We start from the raw sequence: 21,611 nt of genomic DNA on the forward strand, positions 1-21,611 counted from the left end.
GGCGTGTCTCCTAGGCTCGTACAGAGGGCACCCGCTTGTGGCCCCTGGTTCCTCCAGGGGACTTTCGTGGAAGGGAGCCCGTGATGGCCATTGACCCGACCGACCCCGAGACGTTCGAGGACGAGGACATCGAGGAAGCCCAGGAGTTCGACGTCGAGGCCGCCGAGGGCGACGCCGCCGAGCAGCACACGGACGTCTCTCCGCACCGGGACGACCCGCTCACCGGCGTGGACCCGGACCGGGCCAACGAGGCGGACCTCATGGAGCAGGCCCGGCTGGTGACTCTCGACGAGGACGACTACCGCTGACGTGCGACGACCTCGCACACGGGGTCCGGGGCGTCGTTGAGCTGGAGTGGGACCGATTTTTGCCCGATCCGCACTTGTTCGAAACTTCTGTGCGGCTTTCGTAGCCGTCCGGTCCGTGAAATTCTGCGCTCGCGGCGCGCACGTCACGGTTACCGAAAAGTACGATGGCGGCGCGGCGCACACCGCATGTGGACGAACTTGGGAGGCGGCGTGACAGCCATCGAGCAGACAGAGGCAGCACGCCCGCGAGGCACGCGCCTGCCGCGCCGTGCCCGACGGAACCAACTGCTGGGCGCGGCCCAGGAGGTCTTCGTGGCGCAGGGCTACCACGCGGCCGCGATGGACGACATCGCCGAGCGCGCCGGGGTCAGCAAGCCCGTGCTCTACCAGCACTTCCCGGGCAAGCTCGACCTCTACCTGGCCTTGCTGGACCAGCACTGCGAATCCCTGATCCAGTCGGTACGCACGGCCCTGGCGTCGACGACGGACAACAAGCAGCGCGTCCGGGCGACGATGGACGCGTACTTCGCGTACGTCGAGGACGACGGCGGCGCCTTCCGGCTGGTCTTCGAGTCGGACCTGACCAACGAGCCGGCCGTGCGCGAGCGCGTCGACAAGGTCACCAACGACTGCGCCGAGGCGATCTGCGACGTGATCGCCGAGGACACCGGGCTCTCGCGCGCCGAGTCGATGCTGCTCGCCTCCGGGCTCGGCGGACTCGCCCAGGTGGTGGCCCGCTCCTGGCTGCACAGCGACCGCAGCGTGCCGCGCGACCAGGCGGTGCAGTTGCTGGCCTCGCTGGCCTGGCGGGGCATCGCGGGCTTCCCGCTGCACGGCAGCGAACAGCAGCAGCACTGAGGCACACCGGCCGGACCGGCACGGGCCCGGACCGGCACGGACGTTTGTTCCCGTTCGCTGTTCGCTCCTGGCGTGCCCGCCGGGAGCGTGCGGGTCCCCTCACCGGGCTAATGTGTGCAGGTACGGCGCGGGAGCCCGCGCACTTCACTGACCGTTCGGAGGGACATAGCCGTGGAGGTCAAGATCGGCGTGCAGCACGCGCCGCGCGAGATCGTTCTGGAGAGCGGTCAGAGCGCCGAAGAGGTCGAGCGCGCGGTGGCCGAGGCGCTGGCCGGCAAGTCGCAGCTGCTCACTCTCGTGGACGAGCACGGCCGCAAGGTCCTGGTCCCGGCCGACCGTCTCGCCTACGTCGAGCTCGGCGAGCCGGCACCCCGCAAGGTGGGCTTCGGCGCGCTCTAGGCGAACGCTGCGAACAGACACGACGAAGGGCCCGGCGGCTCGTACGAGCCGCCGGGCCCTTCGTCGTACGCGGGCGTGCGGCGGGCACCGCGCGCTGTGAACACGCTTCACGAACGGAGCACATCTCGCACACAGGGGAGGATTGCATTCCGCAGGTCAGGGGTAAGACGGGCTACGACCGTTTCGGGCAGGCCGGCCGTGTGGGAGGACTCTGACATGCTCCTGGAAGCGCTCAGCTCCGCGATTCTCGGCCTGGCCCTGGCATGGGCCTACGCCGTCCGGCTGCCGCACCGCCTCCCGGCCCGCCCGCTGGTGCTGTCGACCGGTATCGCCGGAGCCCTTTTCGGCGCCTTCGTCACCCGCAGCGCGCTGGACGCCGGCGGCTTCCTGCTGAGCCTGATCGGAGCGGCGGTCGTCTCCGCCGCGTCCCTGTCGCTGCTGCTGCGCCCGGCGGGAAGACTCCGGCGCCGGTCGGCGACGGCCTGAGCCGCCGCCGAGCCCGACGCCGCACGGGGCGACACCAGGAATCCCACGCGGCACCCCGCCGGGCACACCGCGCGGGACCGGACGGCCGGGGCCGGTAGGACCGGCCCTCCGCCGTGTCCGGCCTCAGGCGGCCAGACCCAGGGCGGCCATCCGCTTGGTGTGGGCCTCGGTGATCCGGGAGAACATCCTGCCGACCTCGGCGAGGTCGAAGCCGTCGGCCACCCCGCCCACGAGCATCGTGGACAGCGCGTCCCGCTCCGCGACCACGCGCTGGGACTGCGACAGGGCCTCGCCCATCAGCCGCCGCGCCCACAGCGCGAGCCGTCCGCCCACCCGGGGATCCGCGTCGATCGCCGCCCGCACCCGGTCCACGGCGAAGCCGGCGTGCCCCGTGTCGTCCAGCACGGCGAGTACCAGGGAGCGGCTGTCCGAGTCGAGGCGGGCGGCCACCTCACGGTAGAAATCGCTGGCGATCGAGTCGCCGACGTACGCCTTGACCAGGCCCTCCAGCCAGTCCGAGGGCGCCGTCTGCCGGTGGAAGCCGTCCAGCGCTGCGACGAACGGCTCCATCGCCGCGGTCGGCGCCTCACCGATCTCGGTGAGCCGGTCGCGCAGCCTCTCGAAGTGGTGGAACTCGGCCGACGCCATCTTCGCCAGCTCCGCCTTGTCCTCCAGCGTCGGCGCCAGCTTGGCGTCCTCCGCGAGCCGCTCGAACGCCGCGAGTTCCCCGTACGCGAGTGCCCCGAGCAGGTCCACGACCGCGGCCCGGTACTGCGGATCGGCGGAGGCGGTCGCCCAGTCCTGGGCGGCGACTCCGGTGTGTTCGGCGGGGTCAGGGGTCTCGGCGACGTTGTCAGGCTTGTCAGAGGTCGTCATGAAGCGCACAATAGCCCGCTCTCCCCATGGCGGAAGTCCCTGGTCAATCAGTGTGACTACGACGACGCCGACGACCGCGTCCGCACATGTGACGACGACAACGTGACCGAATCGGCCATCGCGTGTGCGCGAATCCGGGGTATGGTGGTAATGCGCCTGCTGGTACGGCGAACAGATCACCGTGCCTCGACAGGCCGCACGTATGAGGATGCCCGGTCGGTGGCCCGATCGGCTCCGACCCGACAGCCCTCCCTGACCGTACGGCACAGAGCGTACGACGATCGGAGGGACCCTCAGCGGTACGAGCGCTAGAGCGTCGGCAGTGGTCCCGTGTCATACGGCTTCGCTGTACGGCAGCCGACGTCCCCGGCACGGTCCGACACGACCCCCGCGCTCGCCTCGCACCGCGTACACAGAAGAGGCAGCACCCTGACTACGACGTTCCGAGAGCTCGGGATCCTTCCCGAGACCGCCGAGGCCCTGGAAGCCGTCGGCATCGTCACCCCGTTCCCCATCCAGGAGATGACCCTCCCCGTCGCCCTCTCCGGCACGGACGTCATCGGCCAGGCCAAGACCGGCACCGGCAAGACGCTGGGCTTCGGCCTCCCGCTCCTCGAGCGCGTCACCGTCCCCGCCGACGTGGAGGCCGGACGCGCCGCCCCCGAGGCACTCACCGAAGCACCGCAGGCCCTGGTCGTCGTCCCGACCCGCGAGCTGTGCACCCAGGTCACCAACGACCTGCTCACCGCGGGCAAGGTCCGCAACGTGCGCGTCACCGCGATCTACGGCGGCCGGGCCTACGAGCCCCAGGTCGAGGCGCTGAAGAAGGGCGTCGACGTGGTCGTCGGCACCCCCGGCCGTCTGCTGGACCTGGCCGGCCAGAAGAAGCTCAACCTCAAGCACGTCAAGTGCCTGGTCCTCGACGAGGCCGACGAGATGCTCGACCTGGGCTTCCTGCCCGACGTCGAGAAGATCATCAACATGCTGCCGCCGCGGCGCCAGACCATGCTGTTCTCGGCGACCATGCCGGGCGCGGTCATCGGGCTCGCCCGCCGCTACATGTCGCAGCCCACGCACATCCGCGCCACCGCGCCGGACGACCAGGGCGTGACGGTCGCGAACATCTCGCAGCACGTCTACCGCGCGCACAACATGGACAAGCCCGAGTTGGTCGCCCGCATACTGCAGGCGCGGGGCCGGGCGCTGGCCATGGTCTTCTGCCGCACCAAGCGCACCGCGGCCGACCTCGCCGACCAGCTCAAGCAGCGCGGCTTCGCCTCCGGCGCGGTCCACGGCGACCTCGGCCAGGGCGCCCGCGAGCAGGCGCTGCGCGCCTTCCGCAACGGCAAGGTCGACGTGCTCGTCTGCACCGACGTCGCGGCCCGCGGCATCGACGTCGAGGGCGTCACGCACGTCATCAACTACCAGTCCCCCGAGGACGAGAAGACCTACCTGCACCGCATCGGCCGTACGGGCCGCGCCGGTGCCTCCGGTACGGCGATCACGCTGGTCGACTGGGACGACATCCCGCGCTGGCAGCTGATCAACAAGGCGCTGGAGCTCGACTTCCACGACCCGGTCGAGACGTACTCGACGTCCAAGCACCTGTTCAGCGAGCTGGACATCCCCGAGGGCACCAAGGGTGTCCTGCCCCGCTCGGAACGCACGCGCGCCGGGCTCGACGCGGAGGAGCTGGAGGACCTCGGCGAGCCGGGCGGCCGCGGCCCGCGCGGTCGAGGCGGACGGGGTGGCCGGGACGGGTCCCGCACGACCGACCACGAGGAGCGCGCCGCCCGCACGCCGCGCCGCCGCCGTCGTACGCGCGGCGGTGCCGCGACGGAGCAGACGGACGCGCCGGCCGAGGCCGTGACGGTGTCGGAGACTGCCGTGGAGGAGGCCGCCGCGCCGCGCACCCTGCGCCGCCGGCGCCGCACCCGCGGTGGCGCGACCGCCGAGGCGGCGGCCACCACGGCCGTCAACGGTTCCACGGCGTCCGAGGCCGCGGCCACCGCCGTGGAGACGGCCGAGGGCGCGAGCGGCACGGACGCCGCCGAGGCCCCGGCGCAGCCGCGCCGTCGTCGCACCCGCAAGTCGGCGGAGGCCACTCCCGCCGAGGCGGCCGTCGACACGGTCGAGGCGATCGCCGAACCCGCGGAGCAGACGCAGGCACCCCAGCCGCGTCGCCGTACGCGCAAGGCCGCCGAGACCGCCGAAACGGCTGTCGACACCGCGGAGGGCATCGAGGCCAAGCCGCGTCGCCGCACCCGCAAGACGGCCGAAGCGGCCGAAGGGACGACCGAGGTCGCCGCCCAGGCACCTGAGGCCGAGACCAAGCCGCGCCGCACCCGCAAGACCGCGGCGACCGCCCCGGCCCCCGCGGAAACCGCCGTCGACACCGCCGAAGGCACCGACGCCAAGCCCAAGCGCACCCGCAAGGCCGCAGCGTCCACCGACGAGCCCGAGGCAAAGCCGAAGCGCACCCGCAAGGCCGCCGCCACCGCCACGCCGGCCGAGACCGCCGTCGACACCGCGGAAGGCACCGAGGCCAAGCCCCGTCGCCGCACCCGCAAGACGGCCGAAGCGGCCGAAGCGACGACCGAGGTCGCCGCCCAGGCACCCGAGGCCGAGACCAAGCCGCGCCGCACCCGCAAGACCGCGGCGACCGCCCCGGCCCCCGCGGAAACCGCCGTCGACACCGCCGAAGGCACCGACGCCAAGCCCAAGCGCACCCGCAAGGCCGCAGCGTCCACCGACGAGCCCGAGGCAAAGCCGAAGCGCACCCGCAAGGCCGCCGCCACCGCCACGCCGGCCGAGACCGCCGTCGACACCGCGGAAGGCACCGAGGCCAAGCCCCGTCGCCGCACCCGCAAGACGGCCGCCTCCGCCGTGGAGGTGGCCGCCGAGATCCCGGCACAGGCCACGCAGGAACCGGCGACCGCCCCGCGGCGCCGCACCCGCAAGGCGGTGTCCGTCGCGGAGCCCGCGGACGACTGATCACCGTCCCGACGGCCCGGTCCCCTCACCAGGGGGCCGGGCCGTCGGCATTCCCGCACCCCGGGCAATCACCTCCCGCCCTCCCGAAGACGCCCCCGGTACACCCCCGCCCGCTACCCTCGGCCCGTGACCAGCCCCAGCCACCTCTCGCCGCCCCACGGGGCCCGCGCCCACCTCCTTCGGACCGAGCGCGGCGACTTCGCGGTCGTCGACATGCCCGTAGCCGCCGGCGTCGAGCCGCGCGGCACGGCGCTGCTGCTGCCCGGGTTCACCGGCAGCAAGGAGGACTTCCGCCTGATGCAAGGTCCGCTCGCCGAGCGCGGGTACCGGACGGTGGCCGTGGACGGGCGCGGCCAGTTCGAGTCGGACGGGCCGGCGGACGACGAATCCGCCTATGAGCAGCCCGAGTTGGCACGGGACGTACTCGCGCAGGCCGAGGCCGTCGGCGCACCCGTGCATCTCCTCGGGCACTCACTGGGCGGGCAGATCGCGCGGGCGGCCGTCCTCCTGGACCACCGCCCCTTCCGGTCCCTGACGCTCATGTCGTCGGGCCCGGCGCAGATCTCCGTCTCCCAGCAGCAGCGCGTGAAGCTGCTGCGCGACTCGCTCGCCGTGATGACGATGGCCGACGTCTGGGAGGCGATGCAGGCCATGGGTCCGCCGGAGGAGGTCGGCGGCCCGGCGCGCGGCATCGGCGGCCCGGACCTCCTGCGCCGCCGCTGGCTGGGCAACAAGCCGGCACAACTCTTCGCCACCGGGCGCCAGTTGTGCACCGAGCCGGACCGGGTCGCCGAACTCGCCGCGGTGCCGCTGCCGTTCCATGTGCTGTCGGGCGCACGGGACGACACCTGGCCGGTGCCCCTGCTGGACGACATGGCGGTACGCCTGGACGCCCACCGCACGGTCGTGGAGGGCGCAGAGCACTCACCGAACGCGGACCGGCCCCTGCCCACGGCCCGCGCGATCGCCGACTTCTGGGACAGGGCGTAGGCACGGCCGCGCCCGAGACGGCACCCGGCCAACCGTCCTCCGGCTCAGCCCTCCGTCTGCCGGCTCGGCACTCGGCCCGGTGGTCAGTACTGCGTCTGAAGGTGCTCCCAGAACCCGTCCCGCAGGGACCGGCGCAGGTCCGCCTGGCCGCGCAGCGAGTACTGGAGGATGCCCTCCGCCTCCACCAGCAGGTCCTGGTCGACCGAGCCGGGCAGGTACGGGTGTCCGGGCAGCAGTTCCACCAGCGCCTCCCGGCCCCGCGCCGCCAGCCACTTCGCCGCGATCTGCGCACCGACGAAGCGGACGTCCTCACGGGTGGGCCGGGCGGTCGTGGCCTCGAAGGCGGCGGCCGTGCGGCGGGAGACGTACGGCTTGAAGAAGTCGAGGTCGAGGGTGCGCTGGCTGTCGACCTCCCACAGCAGCGGCTCCGCCTGGTTGCGCGCCTCGGGCGCCTCGATGCCCCACAGGTGGACACGCGCCCCGTAGCCCTGTGCGGCCTCGACGGCGGACACCAGGTCCTCGTCGCCGCCGAGCAGGGCCGCGTCGCTGATCGCGCGGTGCCGGGCGAGGGACTCCAGGTCGGAGCGGATCAGGGAGTCGACGCCCTTTTGCTGGTTGTTGGCGTTGAGGTTGCCGAGCCGGACCTTCACATCGGGGAGTTCGGCGATGGACTGCTGCTCGGCGGTGTGGATGCGGCGCCGGGCGCCGTCGTACCAGTAGACCCTCAGCAGCCGGCTGTCCGCGAAGATCGTCCGGGCCCGGTCGATGAGCGCGTCGATCAGTCCCTCGGCGTCGAGGTCGAAGGCGCGCCGGTCCTCGGTCCCGGCGACGAGCCGTCCGGCGGCGGCGTAAAGATATCCGGCGTCGACGAAGATCGCGTGGGTCGAGGGTGTCTTCGCCACCTCGGCGAGCATGCGCTGAAGCAGCTCGTTCGTGCGGTCGATGCGGGCGGACAGGGCCGCGAGGTCGTCGTTCATCGCCTCTATTGTCCCGGTGGTCACGCTGCGAACACAACCGGTCCCGGTTAGTCTCGATACAGCCGCTTACCGGGCAGTAATTAGACGTTCGAAAAATTTCTTTAGCGTAGGGAATGTTTGTAACAGACATGCCGTTGCATATGTATGTAGCCGGCGGCGCCTGTGCCTCACCGGCTCTCCAACAGTAGTTCTCCTCAGGAGGATGACCAGACGAAGGGAGAAGCCATGCGCTTCGAAATCATGCGACTCGACGACGTGGACGGCACGCCCGTCGACACGACCGTCGTGGACGCCGCCTCCGTCAACCGGATCGTTCAGCAGGCCGCGGCGATCGGGCAGCGGCTGTGGATCCGCCCGGCCGAGACCACGGCCTCATAACGGATCCCCCCACACAAGCTTCAGGGCCCCGTACGGACATGCCGTACGGGGCCCTGCTGTTGCCGGCCGCACCGGACCGACCGGCGCGGCTGCACTTGGGCTAGCCGCCCCGGATCACCTGCGTGACGCCATTGATGATCTGCTGCACGGCGATCGCGGAGAGCATCATGCCCGCGAGACGCGTCACCAGCACGACACCGCCGTCCTTGATGATCCGGATGATCACCAGCGAGTAGCGCATCACGAGCCAGAGCACGACATGGATGGCGAGGATCGCCGTCCAGACCGACACCTGCATGCCGACGTCGTCGGCCTTCTGGACGGCCAGGATGACCGACACGATCGCACCCGGCCCCGCCAGCAGCGGCATGCCGAGCGGTACGAGGGCGACGTTGACGTCCTTGGTCTGCTTGGGCTCGTCGGTCTTGCCGGTGAGCAGGTCGAGCGCGATGAGCAGGAGCAGCAGCCCGCCGGCGATCATCAGCGCGGGCACCGAGACATGCAGGTAGTCGAGGATCTGGTTCCCGAGCAGACCGAACACGGTGATCACACCGCCGGCCACGCAGACGGCCTGGAACGCCATCCGCTTCTGCATCGTGGCGGGCCGCCCGGCGGTCAGGCCGAGGAAGATCGGGGTCACCCCGGGGGGATCCATGATGACGAAGAGGGTCAGGAAGAGGGAGCCGAAGACGGCGAGGTCGAACATGGGGAAGTACAGGCCTTGCAGATGAAGAGGGAAATGTGAATCGGGGGCGTGCGCCTCAGGCTCCGCCGGTCCCGGGAACGGGGAACGCTCCGGTGGCCCGGCGGGTGATCTCGCCGTAGACCTCGGGGTCCGTGGTGTACTCGCCGAGCGCGACGGTCTTCCGGCTGCCGTGGTAGTCGCTGGAGCCGGTGACCAGCAGTCCGAGCTCCTCGGCCAGTCCGCGCAGCCGCACCCGGGTGTCCTGGTCGTGGTCCATGTGATCGACCTCGATGCCGTCCAGCCCGGCGGCGGCCAGCTCGGCGATCGCCGACTCCGGTACCGTCCGCCCCCGCTTGGCGGCCCCGGGGTGCGCGAACACGGCGACGCCGCCGGCCCCCTTGATCAGCCGGATCGCCTCGAAGGGGTCGGTCTCGTGCTTCGCGGCGTAGGCCCGCCCGCCGTCGGCCAGCCAGTCCGGCGTGAAGGCGTCGCTCACGGTCGGTACGACACCCAGCTCGACCAGCGCGGTGGCGACGTGCGGCCGACCGACCGAGCCGTCCCCGGCGATCCGCGCGACCTGCTCCCAGGTGACGGGCACACCGAGTTCGTTGAGCTTGGTGATCATGCCCTTGGCCCTCGGCACCCGGTCGTCGCGCACCAGCTCGCGCTCGGCGAGCAGCGCGGGCTCCTCGGCGTCGAACAGGTAGGCCAGCAGATGCATGCCGACACCGTCGACACGGCAGGACAGCTCGGCGCCGGTGACCAGGGTGAGCCCCTCGGGCAGCGCGGCGATCGCCTCGGCGTGCCCTCGGGTGGTGTCGTGGTCGGTCAGCGCGACGACGTCCAGTCCGGCGGCGGCCGCGTTGCGCACCAGTTCGGCGGGGGTGTCGGTGCCGTCGGAGGCCGTGGAGTGGGTGTGCAGGTCGATGCGCACGACGCGGACTCCAGGCGGTGACGGGACGGAACGGGGCGCGTCAAGGATACGGGCGCCCCGATGCCCTTGTCACACCCGCTCCCGCGCTGCGCCCCCTACCGAGCCGCGCGCCGGACCCCCCGGGGCGGGACGCCGTGGTCTGATGCCCGCGACCACCCCGCCCGCGACCGGCACCGTCCCGGCACCGCCCGCCGGCTCCGGGGAGGCTGTCGGCTCAGGGCCTTCAGGGTTTGAACAGGCGCGGTGAGAGCGCCCCGCACGGCACGAGTTCCACCTCGGCGCCGGCGTCGCGCACATCGGCCAGCACCAGCTCGTCGTACATCAGCAGCCCCGACTGCTCGGGCCAGACGACCGCCCACAGCCACAGCCCGCGCGCCTCGCCCGCGAAGACGGCTCGGTCCGTCGGACCGCCGGCGACGTGCCACAGCGGCGTGGGGCGGCCGGCCGCGAGCACCTTGGCCTGGGGCGGCTTGCCGACGTCCATGTACGGTCCCGGGTCCGGGCCGTCGATGCCCGCGTATCGCGCGCCGAGGCCCACGCCGAGTTCCTCGGCGACCAGGATCAGTTCTCCCATGCCGCCGAGCGGGCCCGGACCGGAGCAGGCGACGGCCGTCGCCCGGCCACCGCTGCGGTCGTCGCCGGCGCAGGCCACGCCGGTGAACAGCCAGCCGACCGGCAGCGGCCACGGCATCCACACCGGTACCTGGGTGCGGTGCACCACGACACTGAGGGCCTCGACGCTGGGCGGGATCACGGGCTGCAGTGGATGCACGGTGCCGTGCACATCGCACTGCCAGGAATCGGCGAAGAGTCCGGGAGCCCTGACCCGGCCACCACACTTCGGGCAACTGGGTTCGCCCCTCATAGGGCCCCACGGTCCTACCCCTGCTCCGCCACGTCAAGGACGATCACCCGTCCGGACGGAAACCTCGATTCCCGGGAGTCGGACGCCCCCGGCATCGATCAGCCGGGCCGGCCCACCTCGTATACAGGTCAACCATTGCCTCGGCCGGCTCCGGAGCGGCAGCGGGCCCCGGGCCGGACAGCGCGCCGTCCTGGCCGTCACCGGGCCGGCGCCCTCGCCAACTTCCGCTTTCCGGACGGATGTTGGTGACCTTCCTCACTCCAGGGTGACGGATCTGCGGGCCGGGTCCCGTAGGTCCGTGCCCTCGGACAGCCACCTCTCCTGGAGCGCCTGCGCGCCGTGCACCCGCTTCCAGGCGGCCTCGTTCGGCGTCATGGGCAGCAGGGGAAGGAAGCGGACGGGATCGAGCGGCTCGGCGAGTTCCAGGTCCTCGACCAGTCCGCCCGGCTCGGCCACCAGGACCGAGGTGAACGGGGCATCGGGCCACAGCGCCTCGCCGACGTCGAGCGAGGCGCCGGGAGCCACCACCAGACCCTCGACCTGCGGGGACGCGGCGAGCACGGCGAGCGGCCGGAGCACCTTGTCGGTGTCGGCGCGGCCGGATCGGACCGAGAGGATCAGTTCGGCGCGCGGCCCCTGGACCGGGTCGGCGAGCATCGCGGTGGGCTCCGCCATGGGCTGGGCCGACATGCCGAGCGTGGCGTAGCGGACGACGTCCCCCTGCTGGAAACGCAGCACCTCGACGCGGTCCGTACCGAGGAAGGTGACCGCGGCGCGCGCGTCCGGTTCGCCCAGCGTGGTGCGCAACCGTGCCTCGACCAGAGGAAGAACATCTGCCATGCCGCGAGCATAGAACTCGTCAGGACTGGGCAAACGAACACCTTGACACTTCAGTCGGCTGATACTCTTGCCCGGTGTTCGGGGCAGCACGCAGAAGCGTCGCTCTCGAGTCCCGACGCCGACGACACTCCCTTACGAGGGACCGGCCGGAGGAGGTGGGGCTGCAATGGACCGAAGTCGACCGTGCAGTACCACCCGCTCTTCCCACCGCTGACGTAGCTCTGGCTCTGTCCGGCCACCACCTCTCGTTTGCGTTTCTCCGCGCGGAAGAGCACTTCGTTCGCCTTGCCTGATCTGTCTGAACTGCATCAGCAGCTGACTCAGCAGCAGAACTCTCCACCGCGACGGTGCGGTGCTCCCCGCTTTGTGGACGTGCCAAACATCCCGTGAGCCAGGACGTCCCCATTCCGGGCAGTTCCACCCGTCGCAGCCGACTTCCGCTGCTCGTTGCGAAGGAGCCTGCCATGTCGATGATCCGCGACCTCCGTGCTGCGGTCCGCCCGTCGCGTCCCGTGCTGCGCAAGGACACCGGCCCGTACGACACCACGCGCGACCCCGGCACGAGCTCCGCCGTCGTCGACTGCGCCGTCTACCGCGACGGCGCCCGCGTCGAGACCCCGAAGGCGCAGACCCCGCACGACGCGATGCGGCAGGTGCGGCGCGACGGCGGCTTCGTGTGGATCGGCCTGCACGAGCCGACCGAAGCCGAATTCGCCGGTATCGCACGCGAGTTCGGACTGCACCCGCTGGCCGTCGAGGACGCCGTCCAGGCCCACCAGCGCCCCAAGCTGGAGCGCTACGACGACTCCCTGTTCACCGTCTTCAAGACGATCCACTACGTCGAGCACGACGAACTCACCGCCAACAGCCAGGTCGTCGAGACCGGCGAGGTCATGTGCTTCACCGGCCGGGACTTCTTCATCACCGTCCGGCACGGCGGCCAGGGCTCGCTGAGGGCCCTGCGGCACCGGCTCCAGGACGACCCCGAGCTGCTCGCCAAGGGCCCCTCCGCGGTGCTGCACGCCATCGCCGACCACGTGGTGGACGGGTACATCGCGGTCGCCGACGCGGTGCAGGACGACATCGACGAGGTGGAGACGGAGGTGTTCTCGCCGGGCCGCAAGGGCAGCCCGCGCGGTACCGACGCCGGCCGGATCTACCAGCTCAAGCGCGAGGTGATGGAGTTCAAGCGGGCGGTGTCGCCGCTCATGCGGCCGCTGCAGCTGCTCAGCGAGCGGCCCATGCGGCTGATCGACCCCGACATCCAGAAGTACTTCCGGGACGTCGCCGACCACCTGGCGCGGGTGCAGGAGCAGGTGACCGGCTTCGACGAACTGCTGAACTCCATCCTCCAGGCCAACCTCGCCCAGGCGTCCGTCGCCCAGAACGAGGACATGCGCAAGATCACTTCGTGGGCGGCCATCATCGCCGTACCGACGATGGTCTGCGGTGTGTACGGAATGAACTTCGACTACATGCCGGAGCTGCGCTGGAGGTTCGGCTACCCGATGGTGCTCGGGATCACCGCGATGATCTGCCTCGGCATCCACCGGACGCTGAAGCGCAACGGCTGGCTGTGAGCGGCCTCGCCGGTACCGCGGCACTACGCTTCTCGCATGACTGGTGAGCTGCTCGACCGGGCCCTCGTCGAGGAGGCCACGAAGAAGTCCGGCCTCGTCTGGGTGCGGGGCCCCGGTGTCCCGGACCGCGCCCTGTGGCACGTGTGGCACGAGGGCGCGGCCTGCGTCGTCGGCGACGGACCCGGCGAGCAGCCGCTGCCGGGACTCGTCGACGGGGCCGCCGCCGAGGTGACCGTCCGCAGCAAGGACAAGGGGGGCCGGCTGGTCTCCTGGACGGCGAAGGTGGTGGAACTCGCGCCCGGCTCCGAGGAGTGGACGGCGGCCGTCGCCGACCTCAAGGGCAAACGGCTCAACGCGCCCGACGGTGAGGCCATGACCGACCGGTGGCGGCGTGAGTGCCGGGTGCTGCGCCTGGAGCCGACCGGGGCGACCGGCGTCCTGCCCGACGGCTCCCTGGCCGAGGCGCCGCTGCCGTCGCCGGCCACGACACGGCAGCCGGTCCCCGCGGGCCTGCCCCGGCTTCTGATGAAGCGGCGCGGACGTAGATGACCGGCCGCGAGCGGACGTACGGAACCGGCTGCGACAGGGGCGGGCCGGCCTGCGACGGCCGGCTGCGACGGGGGCCGGCCTACGACGTGGGCAGTTCCCGCCCGTAGTCCACCGTCTCGTCCTTGGCCGGCTGCTTGAGGGCGAAGTCCTCGCCCCAGTCGGCGAAGGTGAGCGTGCCGGCGCCGCCCCCGCGGACCAGGAGCAGCGGGTACGGCTTGCCCTCCAGGGAGACGTCCAGCGTGCCGCCCGAGCCCTCGTCCCCGGCGATGCGGATGGTGCGGGTGCCGGACTGCTCGTGATGGCCGTCGGTCTTCAGCGAGCCGTGCAGGGTGAGCAGGCCGTCGAGGAGGACGTCCTTGTCGGTGAAGCCGCTGAAGCGCTTGTACGAGGGATCGCCCTGCGGCACCTTCACATACTTGCCGTCGAGCTTGTCGGCCGCCGCGGCGTCGCTCTTCCCGCCCTCACCCTTGCCGTTGTTCCAGAAGTTCGCCTCGGCCATGAGGAACAGTTCCTCACCGACCCGCAGCAGCTTGAACGTCGCGCCCTCCGCGGTGACCGACCCGGTCCCGCCGTCCGCCTTCAGGCGCATGTCCAGCTTGTAGGTGTTCCCGCCCGCGACGACGTTCCCCGACAGCCGCACCGTGTCGGCCGACTTCGCGGCCGCGCGGGTCTCGGCCTGGATCTTGGCGGCGGGCAGCTTGCCGACGCCGTTCGTGCCGGCGTTCGGATCCTCCTCGCTGCACCCCGTCAGTCCCGTTCCCGTCACGACCAGTGCGCACATCGCGCCGACCAGCGCGCTACGGCGGGTGCGGGCCTGGGGCATCGCAGTCACAGGTGGTGCTGCCTTTCTGACGTGTCTCCCGAGCGGCGTACCGCAGCGTACCGGGGCACCGCGCAGCTGACGGAGCCAGTCCGTCCGGACCGCTCACCAGGGCGTATCCGATCGGGACGGGCTAGCCTGAAGCCCAACTGAGCGAGCAATTCGAAAAAAGCAGGACGAAAGCAGCGCACTGCACGAAAGACCAGCGCACAGCATGAGAAGGAGGCGCGGCCATGGCAGCGGGCGCCCCCCGGATCTTCGTCTCGCACCTGTCGGGCGTCGCCGTCTTCGACCCGAGCGGCGACCAGGTGGGCAGGGTGCGCGATCTGGTCGTGATGCTGCGCGTCGGCCGCCGGCCGCCGCGGGTGCTCGGCCTGGTCGTCGAACTCTCCACCCGCCGCCGCATCTTCCTGCCCATGACCCGGGTGACCGGTATCGAGTCCGGCCAGGTCATCACCACCGGCGTGCTCAACGTCCGCCGATTCGAGCAACGCCCCACCGAGCGGCTGGTCTTCGGTGAACTGCTCGACCGGCGCGTGGCGCTCGTCGAGACGGGCGAGGAGGTCACCGTCCTCGACCTGTCGGTGCAGCAGCTGCCCGCCCGCCGCGACTGGGAGATCGACCGCGTCTTCGTGCGCAAGGGCAGAAAGAGCCGCGGCTTCCGGCGGGCCAAGGGCGAGACGCTGACCGTCGAATGGTCCGCCGTCACCGGTTTCTCCCTGGAGGAGCACGGACAGGGCGCCGAGAATCTGCTCGCCACCTTCGAACAGCTGCACCCCGCCGACCTCGCCAACGTCCTGCACCACCTCTCCCCCAAGCGGCGGGCCGAGGTCGCCGCCGCCCTCGACGACGACCGTCTGGCCGATGTGCTCGAGGAACTCCCGGAGGACGATCAGATCGAGATCCTCGGCAAGCTCCAGGGCGAGCGCGCCGCCGACGTCCTGGAGGCGATGGACCCGGACGACGCGGCCGATCTGCTCGGTGAACTGCCGGAGGAGGAGAAGGAGCGGCTGCTCAGCCTGATGGAGCCCGCCGACGCGGCCGAGATGCGGCGCCTGATGGCGTACGAGGAGCACACCGCCGGCGGTCTGATGACCACCGAGCCGATCGTGCTGCGACCGGACGCCACCGTCGCCGACGCCCTCGCCCGGGTCCGCAACCGCGACCTGTCCCCCGCCCTCGCCGCCCAGGTGTACGTCTGCCGCCCGCCGGACGAGACGCCGACGGGGAAGTACCTGGGCACCGTCCACTTCCAGCGGCTGCTGCGCGATCCGCCGTACACCCTCGTCAGCGCACTGATCGACGACGACCCGCAGACCCTGGCACCGGGCGCGGCGCTGCCGCTGGTCGCCGGGTTCTTCGCGACGTACGACATGGTGGCCGCGCCCGTCGTCGACGACTCCGGGGCGCTGCTGGGCGCGGTGACCGTGGACGACGTGCTGGACCACATGCTGCCGGACGACTGGCGGGAGACGGAGTTCGACCTCGACGCGGACGGCGCCGAGGACGAGGGGATGGCCGCGCATGGCTCCTGAGCGCGAGACCGTCGGCCGCGAGCCGGGGCGTGAGGGCGTCCGCGAGCGCGTTCCGGCGGGGGCCACCGCGACGGCCCGCCACCGCGGGCGCCTGGACCAGCCGCGCCCGCCGCGCCGCCGCATCCTGCCCGAGTGGGACCCGGAGGCCTTCGGCAAGCTGTCGGAGCGCATCGCGCGGTTCCTGGGCACGGGACGGTTCATCGTCTGGATGACGTTCGTGATCGTGGCGTGGGTGCTGTGGAACGTGTCCGCGCCCTCGCCGCTGCGCTTCGACGAGTACCCGTTCATCTTCCTGACGCTGATGCTCTCGCTGCAGGCCTCCTACGCCGCCCCGCTGATCCTGCTCGCGCAGAACCGGCAGGCCGACCGCGACCGGGTCAACCTGGAGCAGGACCGCAAACAGAACGAGCGGTCGATCGCCGACACCGAGTACCTGACCCGCGAGATCGCCGCCCTGCGGATCGGACTGGGCGAGGTGGCGACGCGGGACTGGATCCGCTCGGAACTGCAGGACGTGGTCAAGGACCTGGAGGAGAGCGCGGACGGCCACCGCCTATTCCCGGCGGAGCGGTCCGGGGCACGTGATGCAGACGACCGGTGACGGGGCTTTCCGGGCCACCTGTGCGGCGCCGTACCATCGTCCTATGGCTACGGAAGACGCGGTGCGCGAGGCACTGGCGACAGTGAACGACCCCGAGATCAACCGGCCCATCACCGATCTCGGGATGGTCAAGTCGGTGGAGATCGGCGCGGACGGAGCGGTCGCGGTCGCGGTGTACCTGACGGTCTCCGGCTGTCCCATGCGGGACACGATCACGCAGCGCGTGACGGACGCGGTCTCCCGGGTCGAGGGGGTCACGCGGGTCGACGTCGAACTCGACGTGATGAGCGACGAGCAGCGCCGCGAGCTGGCGACGTCGCTGCGCGGCGGCCAGGCCGAGCGGGAGGTCCCGTTCGCCAAGCCGGGCTCGCTGACCCGGGTGTACGCGGTCGCGTCCGGCAAGGGCGGCGTCGGCAAGTCGTCCGTGACGGTCAACCTGGCGGCGGCGATGGCGGCCGACGGCCTGAAGGTGGGCGTCGTCGACGCCGACATCTACGGCCACTCCGTACCGCGCATGCTGGGTGCCGACGGGCGTCCCACCCAGGTCGAGAACATGATCATGCCGCCGTCCGCGAACGGCGTGAAGGTCATCTCCATCGGCATGTTCACCCCGGGCAACGCCCCCGTCGTCTGGCGCGGGCCGATGCTGCACCGCGCCCTCCAGCAGTTCCTGTCGGACGTGTACTGGGGCGACCTGGACGTCCTGCTGCTCGACCTGCCGCCCGGCACCGGCGACATCGCCATCTCCGTGGCCCAGCTGGTCCCGAACGCGGAGATCCTGGTCGTCACGACGCCGCAGCAGGCCGCAGCCGAGGTCGCCGAGCGGGCCGGCGCCATCGCGGTGCAGACCCACCAGAAGATCGTCGGCGTGGTCGAGAACATGTCGGGTCTGCCGTGTCCGCACTGCGGTGAGATGGTCGACGTGTTCGGCACGGGCGGCGGCCAGCTCGTCGCCGACGGCCTGACCCGGACGACCGGCGCGAGCGTCCCGGTCCTCGGGTCCATCCCGATCGACATCCGCCTGCGCGAGGGCGGCGACGAGGGCCGGCCGGTCGTCCTGTCCGACCCCGCCTCCCCGGCGGGCGCGGCCCTGCGCTCGATCGCGGGCAAGCTCGGCGGACGGCAGCGGGGCCTTTCGGGGCTGTCGCTGGGGATCACCCCGAAGAACAAGTTCTAGACGTCCCGACGGGGCACAGGGCCCCGCGAGGGGGCCTCGCGCCCCTGCGACGAAGGGGCGCCGCGGACGAGCGGCGCCCCTTGTCTCATGCGTACGCGGCGACATCCTTGACGACGGCGAAGCCGAGCCCGTACGCGCTCATGCCCCGGCCGTAGGCGCCCAGGTGGACGCCCTCCTGCGTCGACCCCGCGAGCACCCAGCCGAACTCGGACTCCCGGTAGTGGAACGGCGTCGACACCCCGTCCACCGGCAGGGAAAGCGTCGACCAGTCGGACCCGGCGAGATCGTCCGCGAGGACCCACGCCGTCTCCGTCTGCTGATCGAGCCAGTCGTCCCGCAGGCTGTGGTCCATCTGCCCGGGCCAGGTGAAGGACAGCAGCCCCACCCCCGCGAGCCAGGCCGCCGAGGAGACCGATGTGGCCTCCAGCAGCCCCGTGCCGTCGGCGCTGCGCCGCACCGGGTTGGCGGCGACCGTCACCACGACCGCGAAACGCTCCCGGTCCTCCGTCGACTCGCCCCGCACCGAGGGCTCCTCGCCGTGCCCGATCGAACCGTGCTCCACGGCCCCGTCGGCCGCCGTACCGACCTGCATCAGCCAGCGCGGACCCGTGAACGCCTCGTCGAGGCCGTACCAAGGGAAGGGCGCGCGCAGGTAGCCGTCGGCTGTACGCCGGGCGGAGGTGAGCTGTTGTCCACCCTCCGCGGCCGGCGTGTGCGCGACTGCCCCACTCGTCGTCTCCATGTGCCCGGACGCCTCCTCGCTCTCGTCGGACCGGGCGGCCCGCCCCCCTTCGGGCGTACTCGTCCGGTCCGCACAACAACTCGGCAGCATATCGACACCACTCGCGGGCGCAGGGAACGCACCCGGCGCGCGGGTCACCCGGGCAGCGCGTTCAAGCCGCGCGGGGGGCGACCGCCGGGGCGGTCAGGTGGCGTCGGCGTCGAAGGGCGGACGCTCGTCGGGCTTCTTCGTCATGTCCACCCGGGCCCCCGAGGAAGCGGCGGCCGAGGAGGCGGAGGAGTCGGACTGGTCCGTGTCACGGCCGTGCACGGCGTCCGTGACCTCGGCCATCTCCTTCTTCAGGTCGAAGCCGTTGCGGAGCTCCTTGAGCCCCAGGTCGTCGTTGTCCAGCTGCTTGCGGATGAACGTCTTCGGGTTCAGGTCCTCGAACTCGAAGTCCTTGAACTCCGGACCCAGTTCCGTGCGGATGTCCTGCTTGGCGCTCTCCGAGAACTCGCGGATCTTCCGGACCGTACGCATCACGTCCTGGATGACCTTCGGGAGCTTGTCCGGACCGAAGACGAGCACGGCGAGGACGATGAGCGCCACCAGCTCTAGCGGTCCTATGTCATTGAACACCTGAAGCTCCTTGCGATGTCCCGGGCCGGAACAACGGTACCCGCCGTTCCTGTCCGACCGGTACTGCCCCGTGGCCCCCGAGTGCGTGCAAGTGAGCGGTTTTCCGGTTGTTTGCCTTGTGCATACCGGGACCTGAGTGGCGTTTGTGGCATTTCCACGGCTTTGCTCAGTCGCCGCCCGACGAACCGAGCACCAGCGAGATCGTCCGTTCCTCGCCGTCGCGCACCAAGGTCAGCTCCAGGCGGTCGCCGGGGCGGTGGGCGCGGGTCTTGACGATCAGTTCCTCACCGGAGTGGACGCGCTGGCCGTCGACCTCGGTGATGACGTCGCCCGCCCTGATGCCGGCCTTGTCACCGGGGCCGCCCCGGGTGACCGGCGGGCCGCCGTCGCTGCCCTTGCCGCCCACCCGGGCGCCGTCGCCGGTGTAGTTCATGTCGAGGGTGACGCCGATGACCGGGTGGGTCGCCCGACCGGTGTTGATCAGTTCCTCGGCGACGCGCTTGCCCTGGTTGACCGGGATGGCGAAGCCGAGCCCGATGGAGCCGGACCGGCCGCTCTCCGCGTCGGAGCCGTCGTCGGCCGAGCGGATCGCGGAGTTGATGCCGATGACGCGGGCCCGCGCGTCGAGCAGGGGGCCGCCGGAGTTGCCGGGGTTGATGGCGGCGTCGGTCTGGAGGGCGTCGACGTAGGAGATGTCGCTGCCGTCGCCGCCGTCGCCGCCCGCGGTGATGGGGCGCTGCTTGGCGCTGATGATGCCGGTGGTGACGGTCCCGGCGAGGTCGAAGGGGGCGCCGATGGCGATCACCGGGTCGCCGACCTGGACGTTGTCCGAGTTGCCGAGCGGCAGGGGGCGGAGACCGCTCACACCGCGGACTCGCACGACGGCCAGGTCGTAGCCGCTGTCCCGGCCCACGACCTCCGCCTCGGCGGTGTCGCCGCTGTGGAACGTGACGGTTATCTCGCCGTCGTCCCCGGCGGGTCCCACGACGTGGTCGTTGGTGAGGATGTGGCCGCGGCCGTCCAGGACGAAGCCGGTGCCGGTGCCCTGTTCCTGCGCGCCGCTGACGTGCAGGGTGACCACGCTGGGCAGGGCCTTCGCGGCGATCCCGGCCACGCTGTCGTCGGGCCGGTCCACGGGCTCCCGGCCGGCCTGCGGCAACTCCACCTCCGCCACGCCGTTGCGCTCCAGATAGGCCCCCACCATGCCGCCCAGGCCACCCGCCGCGAGCGCGATCAGCGCGGCACCGAGGACGATCACCTTCCAGGCCCGCCTGCGCCGCTGCTGCTCGGTGAGCACCCTCGCCCCGGTCTGCTGAAGCGGCCCCGCACCCCCGCCCGCCGCCGACACGGCCCAGGGGTCGTAGCGCCCCCAGGGATCGGTGGGGGGCACGGAGTCGCCGGCGAGGGCGCCGGGGGCGGTGAGGGCGCCGGAGCCGGTGGGCACCGGGGCGTACGGGGTCTGTGTGCCCGGGGGAGGCCCGTCCGCCGCGGCGTACGGGCCCGCCGCGGGGGCGCCGGGCACCTGGGTGCCGTCGGCGTGCGGGGGCGGCGCAAGGGGGCCTGGCGGCTCCGGGTGGGCCGATGCCGCCGGATGGGGCATGGGCGCAGCAGCGCCGGGTGCCGGAACGGAGGTGTCCGTCGCGGGCAGCGGCGCGGGCACGCCGTGCGGTGGCGCGGGCGGGGCGGCCGGGTGCCGGGCCGGCGGAGCGGGCGCGGATATCGCCGTGCCCTGCGCGGGCGTCGTCCCCGGGTGCTGCACCGGCGGAGCGGGCGCCCACGGTCCGGGCCTGCCGTACGGCGGGGTGCTGTAGGGGTCGGGGTCGTGCAGGGGCGTCACGGGAGCCGGCGGGACGTGCGCGGCCGCGTCGTCGACCGGGACGGGCTCACCCGCGCCGCCCACGGGAGCGTCCGCGCCCTCCGGCACGCCGGGCAGGGACGACTCGGCCGGGACGACGGCCCCGAACGGCTCCGCCTCCTCGGACACCGACGCCGCGAAAGCCGACGCCTCCGGCACCTCCGACACCCACGCCGCGGAACCCGACGAATCCGGCACCTCGAACACCGGCGCCGCGGAACTCGACAGATCCGGTGCTGCGGAGGCCGTGCTCACCGGGGTGTCCGGTGCGTCCTGCGGTCGCCGCAGCTCGAAGTCCCCGTCGGAGGACACCGCGGCGGAGCCCGGTACGCCGGCGGGGCGCGCCAGCTCGAAATCCCCGGCGGTCTCGCCGACCGGCGAGGCCGTGGCCTCCTCCGGCTGCCCCGTACTGCCCTGCGTGGGCTTCCCCTCGTTCATGCTCTCCCCAGCGCCGGCCACGGCACGCCGTCGGTGGCCCGCAGTACGTCGGTTCCGCGTCGGTCGCCCTGACACGGACACGCTTCACCCGGGGATTCAACCAGGT

At 71.9% G+C, this 21,611-nt stretch carries 22 protein-coding genes; 12 read left to right on the plus strand and 10 right to left on the minus strand.

Annotated elements, in window-relative coordinates; genetic code table 11:
• Positions 1–83 precede the first annotated feature (83 nt).
• The 4 genes from DN051_RS14550 (at position 84) to DN051_RS14565 (ending at position 2,051) form a co-directional block, all read left to right on the plus strand.
• On the plus strand, positions 84–308 hold the full coding sequence (locus DN051_RS14550; RefSeq protein ID WP_053758649.1) for a hypothetical protein: 225 nt from the start codon (positions 84–86) through the stop codon (positions 306–308).
• Positions 309–518: 210 nt separating this feature from the next.
• On the plus strand, positions 519–1,166 hold the full coding sequence (locus tag DN051_RS14555; protein ID WP_053758650.1) for a TetR/AcrR family transcriptional regulator: 648 nt from the start codon (positions 519–521) through the stop codon (positions 1,164–1,166).
• A gap of 171 nt (positions 1,167–1,337) precedes the next feature.
• The gene (locus DN051_RS14560) at positions 1,338–1,565 is read left to right on the plus strand and encodes a DUF3107 domain-containing protein (protein ID WP_053758651.1); all 228 of its coding nucleotides are present in this window, start codon (positions 1,338–1,340) and stop codon (positions 1,563–1,565) included.
• Positions 1,566–1,781: 216 nt separating this feature from the next.
• The gene (locus tag DN051_RS14565) at positions 1,782–2,051 is read left to right on the plus strand and encodes a hypothetical protein (protein ID WP_053758652.1); all 270 of its coding nucleotides are present in this window, start codon (positions 1,782–1,784) and stop codon (positions 2,049–2,051) included.
• A gap of 123 nt (positions 2,052–2,174) precedes the next feature.
• On the opposite strand, the gene DN051_RS14570 is transcribed toward DN051_RS14565, so the two are convergent.
• Positions 2,175–2,927 carry a ferritin-like fold-containing protein gene (locus DN051_RS14570; protein WP_199314929.1) on the minus strand — a complete coding sequence of 251 codons (753 nt, stop codon included), beginning with the start codon at positions 2,925–2,927 and terminating at the stop codon, positions 2,175–2,177.
• A gap of 522 nt (positions 2,928–3,449) precedes the next feature.
• On the opposite strand from DN051_RS14570, the gene DN051_RS14580 reads away from it, so the two are divergent.
• Together DN051_RS14580 and DN051_RS14585 are read left to right on the plus strand one after the other, a co-directional pair.
• Entirely contained in the window at positions 3,450–5,921 is a 2,472-nt protein-coding gene (locus DN051_RS14580) for a DEAD/DEAH box helicase (RefSeq protein WP_112438854.1), read from the plus strand.
• 126 nt (positions 5,922–6,047) lie between these two features.
• Complete coding sequence (locus DN051_RS14585; RefSeq protein ID WP_112438855.1) at positions 6,048–6,911, plus strand: alpha/beta fold hydrolase; 864 nt, start codon at positions 6,048–6,050, stop codon at positions 6,909–6,911.
• Between the two features lie 83 nt (positions 6,912–6,994).
• On the opposite strand, the gene DN051_RS14590 is transcribed toward DN051_RS14585, so the two are convergent.
• Positions 6,995–7,888 (minus strand): NYN domain-containing protein, encoded by an 894-nt coding sequence (locus DN051_RS14590; protein WP_053758656.1) that lies wholly within the window; start codon positions 7,886–7,888, stop codon positions 6,995–6,997.
• A gap of 225 nt (positions 7,889–8,113) precedes the next feature.
• Here DN051_RS14590 and DN051_RS45795 point away from each other — a divergent pair, with 225 nt between their 5' ends.
• A complete protein-coding gene (locus tag DN051_RS45795) occupies positions 8,114–8,266 on the plus strand; it encodes a hypothetical protein (protein WP_094057445.1) in 153 nt (50 codons plus the stop codon).
• A 100-nt stretch (positions 8,267–8,366) separates the two neighbouring features.
• Here DN051_RS45795 and DN051_RS14600 read toward each other — a convergent pair whose 3' ends face one another.
• The 4 genes from DN051_RS14600 to DN051_RS14615 form a co-directional block, all read right to left on the minus strand.
• Positions 8,367–8,972 (minus strand): MarC family protein, encoded by a 606-nt coding sequence (locus DN051_RS14600; RefSeq protein WP_053758657.1) that lies wholly within the window; start codon positions 8,970–8,972, stop codon positions 8,367–8,369.
• A gap of 55 nt (positions 8,973–9,027) precedes the next feature.
• A complete protein-coding gene (locus DN051_RS14605; protein WP_053758658.1) occupies positions 9,028–9,885 on the minus strand; it encodes a PHP domain-containing protein in 858 nt (285 codons plus the stop codon).
• Positions 9,886–10,108: 223 nt separating this feature from the next.
• The gene (locus DN051_RS14610) at positions 10,109–10,750 is read right to left on the minus strand and encodes a DUF6758 family protein (RefSeq protein ID WP_112438856.1); all 642 of its coding nucleotides are present in this window, start codon (positions 10,748–10,750) and stop codon (positions 10,109–10,111) included.
• 255 nt (positions 10,751–11,005) lie between these two features.
• The gene (locus DN051_RS14615) at positions 11,006–11,590 is read right to left on the minus strand and encodes a suppressor of fused domain protein (RefSeq protein WP_112438857.1); all 585 of its coding nucleotides are present in this window, start codon (positions 11,588–11,590) and stop codon (positions 11,006–11,008) included.
• Positions 11,591–12,054: 464 nt separating this feature from the next.
• Here DN051_RS14615 and DN051_RS14620 point away from each other — a divergent pair, with 464 nt between their 5' ends.
• Together DN051_RS14620 and DN051_RS14625 are read left to right on the plus strand one after the other, a co-directional pair.
• Entirely contained in the window at positions 12,055–13,170 is a 1,116-nt protein-coding gene (locus DN051_RS14620) for a magnesium and cobalt transport protein CorA (protein ID WP_053758661.1), read from the plus strand.
• A 36-nt stretch (positions 13,171–13,206) separates the two neighbouring features.
• Positions 13,207–13,719, plus strand: a complete 513-nt coding sequence (locus DN051_RS14625; RefSeq protein ID WP_053758662.1) for a hypothetical protein — start codon at positions 13,207–13,209, stop codon at positions 13,717–13,719.
• Positions 13,720–13,798: 79 nt separating this feature from the next.
• On the opposite strand, the gene DN051_RS14630 is transcribed toward DN051_RS14625, so the two are convergent.
• Positions 13,799–14,551, minus strand: a complete 753-nt coding sequence (locus DN051_RS14630; protein WP_053758663.1) for a hypothetical protein — start codon at positions 14,549–14,551, stop codon at positions 13,799–13,801.
• Positions 14,552–14,772: 221 nt separating this feature from the next.
• Between DN051_RS14630 and DN051_RS14635 the strand changes: the two genes are divergently transcribed.
• The 3 genes from DN051_RS14635 to DN051_RS14645 are packed head-to-tail and all read left to right on the plus strand — an operon-like array spanning position 14,773 to position 17,852.
• Positions 14,773–16,074, plus strand: a complete 1,302-nt coding sequence (locus tag DN051_RS14635) for a magnesium transporter MgtE N-terminal domain-containing protein (RefSeq protein ID WP_053758664.1) — start codon at positions 14,773–14,775, stop codon at positions 16,072–16,074.
• Positions 16,064–16,675, plus strand: a complete 612-nt coding sequence (locus DN051_RS14640) for a DUF1003 domain-containing protein (RefSeq protein ID WP_053758665.1) — start codon at positions 16,064–16,066, stop codon at positions 16,673–16,675. The genes DN051_RS14635 and DN051_RS14640 overlap by 11 nt, the downstream gene beginning before the upstream one ends.
• 43 nt (positions 16,676–16,718) lie before the next feature.
• Positions 16,719–17,852, plus strand: coding sequence for an Mrp/NBP35 family ATP-binding protein (locus tag DN051_RS14645; protein WP_053758666.1), 1,134 nt, complete (start codon positions 16,719–16,721; stop codon positions 17,850–17,852).
• An 85-nt stretch (positions 17,853–17,937) separates the two neighbouring features.
• On the opposite strand, the gene DN051_RS14650 is transcribed toward DN051_RS14645, so the two are convergent.
• From DN051_RS14650 to DN051_RS14660, 3 genes are all read right to left on the minus strand, one after another.
• On the minus strand, positions 17,938–18,594 hold the full coding sequence (locus DN051_RS14650) for a hypothetical protein (protein WP_112438858.1): 657 nt from the start codon (positions 18,592–18,594) through the stop codon (positions 17,938–17,940).
• Between the two features lie 183 nt (positions 18,595–18,777).
• Positions 18,778–19,212, minus strand: a complete 435-nt coding sequence (locus DN051_RS14655) for a sec-independent translocase (protein WP_112438859.1) — start codon at positions 19,210–19,212, stop codon at positions 18,778–18,780.
• A gap of 166 nt (positions 19,213–19,378) precedes the next feature.
• Entirely contained in the window at positions 19,379–21,505 is a 2,127-nt protein-coding gene (locus tag DN051_RS14660; RefSeq protein WP_246041018.1) for a S1C family serine protease, read from the minus strand.
• Positions 21,506–21,611: the final 106 nt, after the last annotated feature.

The sequence above is a fragment of the Streptomyces cadmiisoli genome (assembly GCF_003261055.1).
GTDB classification, from domain to species: Bacteria; Actinomycetota; Actinomycetes; order Streptomycetales; family Streptomycetaceae; genus Streptomyces; species Streptomyces cadmiisoli.

Coding starts and splice junctions, on each gene's coding strand:
- DN051_RS14660 (WP_246041018.1), bottom strand. CDS start 21,505: ATGAACGAGGGGAAGCCCACGCAGGGCAGTACGGGGCAGCCGGAGGAG.
- DN051_RS14610 (WP_112438856.1), bottom strand. CDS start 10,750: ATGAGGGGCGAACCCAGTTGCCCGAAGTGTGGTGGCCGGGTCAGGGCT.
- DN051_RS14645 (WP_053758666.1), top strand. CDS start 16,719: ATGGCTACGGAAGACGCGGTGCGCGAGGCACTGGCGACAGTGAACGAC.
- DN051_RS45795 (WP_094057445.1), top strand. CDS start 8,114: ATGCGCTTCGAAATCATGCGACTCGACGACGTGGACGGCACGCCCGTC.
- DN051_RS14635 (WP_053758664.1), top strand. CDS start 14,773: ATGGCAGCGGGCGCCCCCCGGATCTTCGTCTCGCACCTGTCGGGCGTC.
- DN051_RS14615 (WP_112438857.1), bottom strand. CDS start 11,590: ATGGCAGATGTTCTTCCTCTGGTCGAGGCACGGTTGCGCACCACGCTG.
- DN051_RS14580 (WP_112438854.1), top strand. CDS start 3,450: ATGACCCTCCCCGTCGCCCTCTCCGGCACGGACGTCATCGGCCAGGCC.
- DN051_RS14550 (WP_053758649.1), top strand. CDS start 84: ATGGCCATTGACCCGACCGACCCCGAGACGTTCGAGGACGAGGACATC.
- DN051_RS14625 (WP_053758662.1), top strand. CDS start 13,207: ATGACTGGTGAGCTGCTCGACCGGGCCCTCGTCGAGGAGGCCACGAAG.
- DN051_RS14650 (WP_112438858.1), bottom strand. CDS start 18,594: ATGGAGACGACGAGTGGGGCAGTCGCGCACACGCCGGCCGCGGAGGGT.
- DN051_RS14620 (WP_053758661.1), top strand. CDS start 12,055: ATGTCGATGATCCGCGACCTCCGTGCTGCGGTCCGCCCGTCGCGTCCC.
- DN051_RS14590 (WP_053758656.1), bottom strand. CDS start 7,888: ATGAACGACGACCTCGCGGCCCTGTCCGCCCGCATCGACCGCACGAAC.
- DN051_RS14640 (WP_053758665.1), top strand. CDS start 16,064: ATGGCTCCTGAGCGCGAGACCGTCGGCCGCGAGCCGGGGCGTGAGGGC.
- DN051_RS14570 (WP_199314929.1), bottom strand. CDS start 2,927: ATGACGACCTCTGACAAGCCTGACAACGTCGCCGAGACCCCTGACCCC.
- DN051_RS14565 (WP_053758652.1), top strand. CDS start 1,782: ATGCTCCTGGAAGCGCTCAGCTCCGCGATTCTCGGCCTGGCCCTGGCA.
- DN051_RS14600 (WP_053758657.1), bottom strand. CDS start 8,972: ATGTTCGACCTCGCCGTCTTCGGCTCCCTCTTCCTGACCCTCTTCGTC.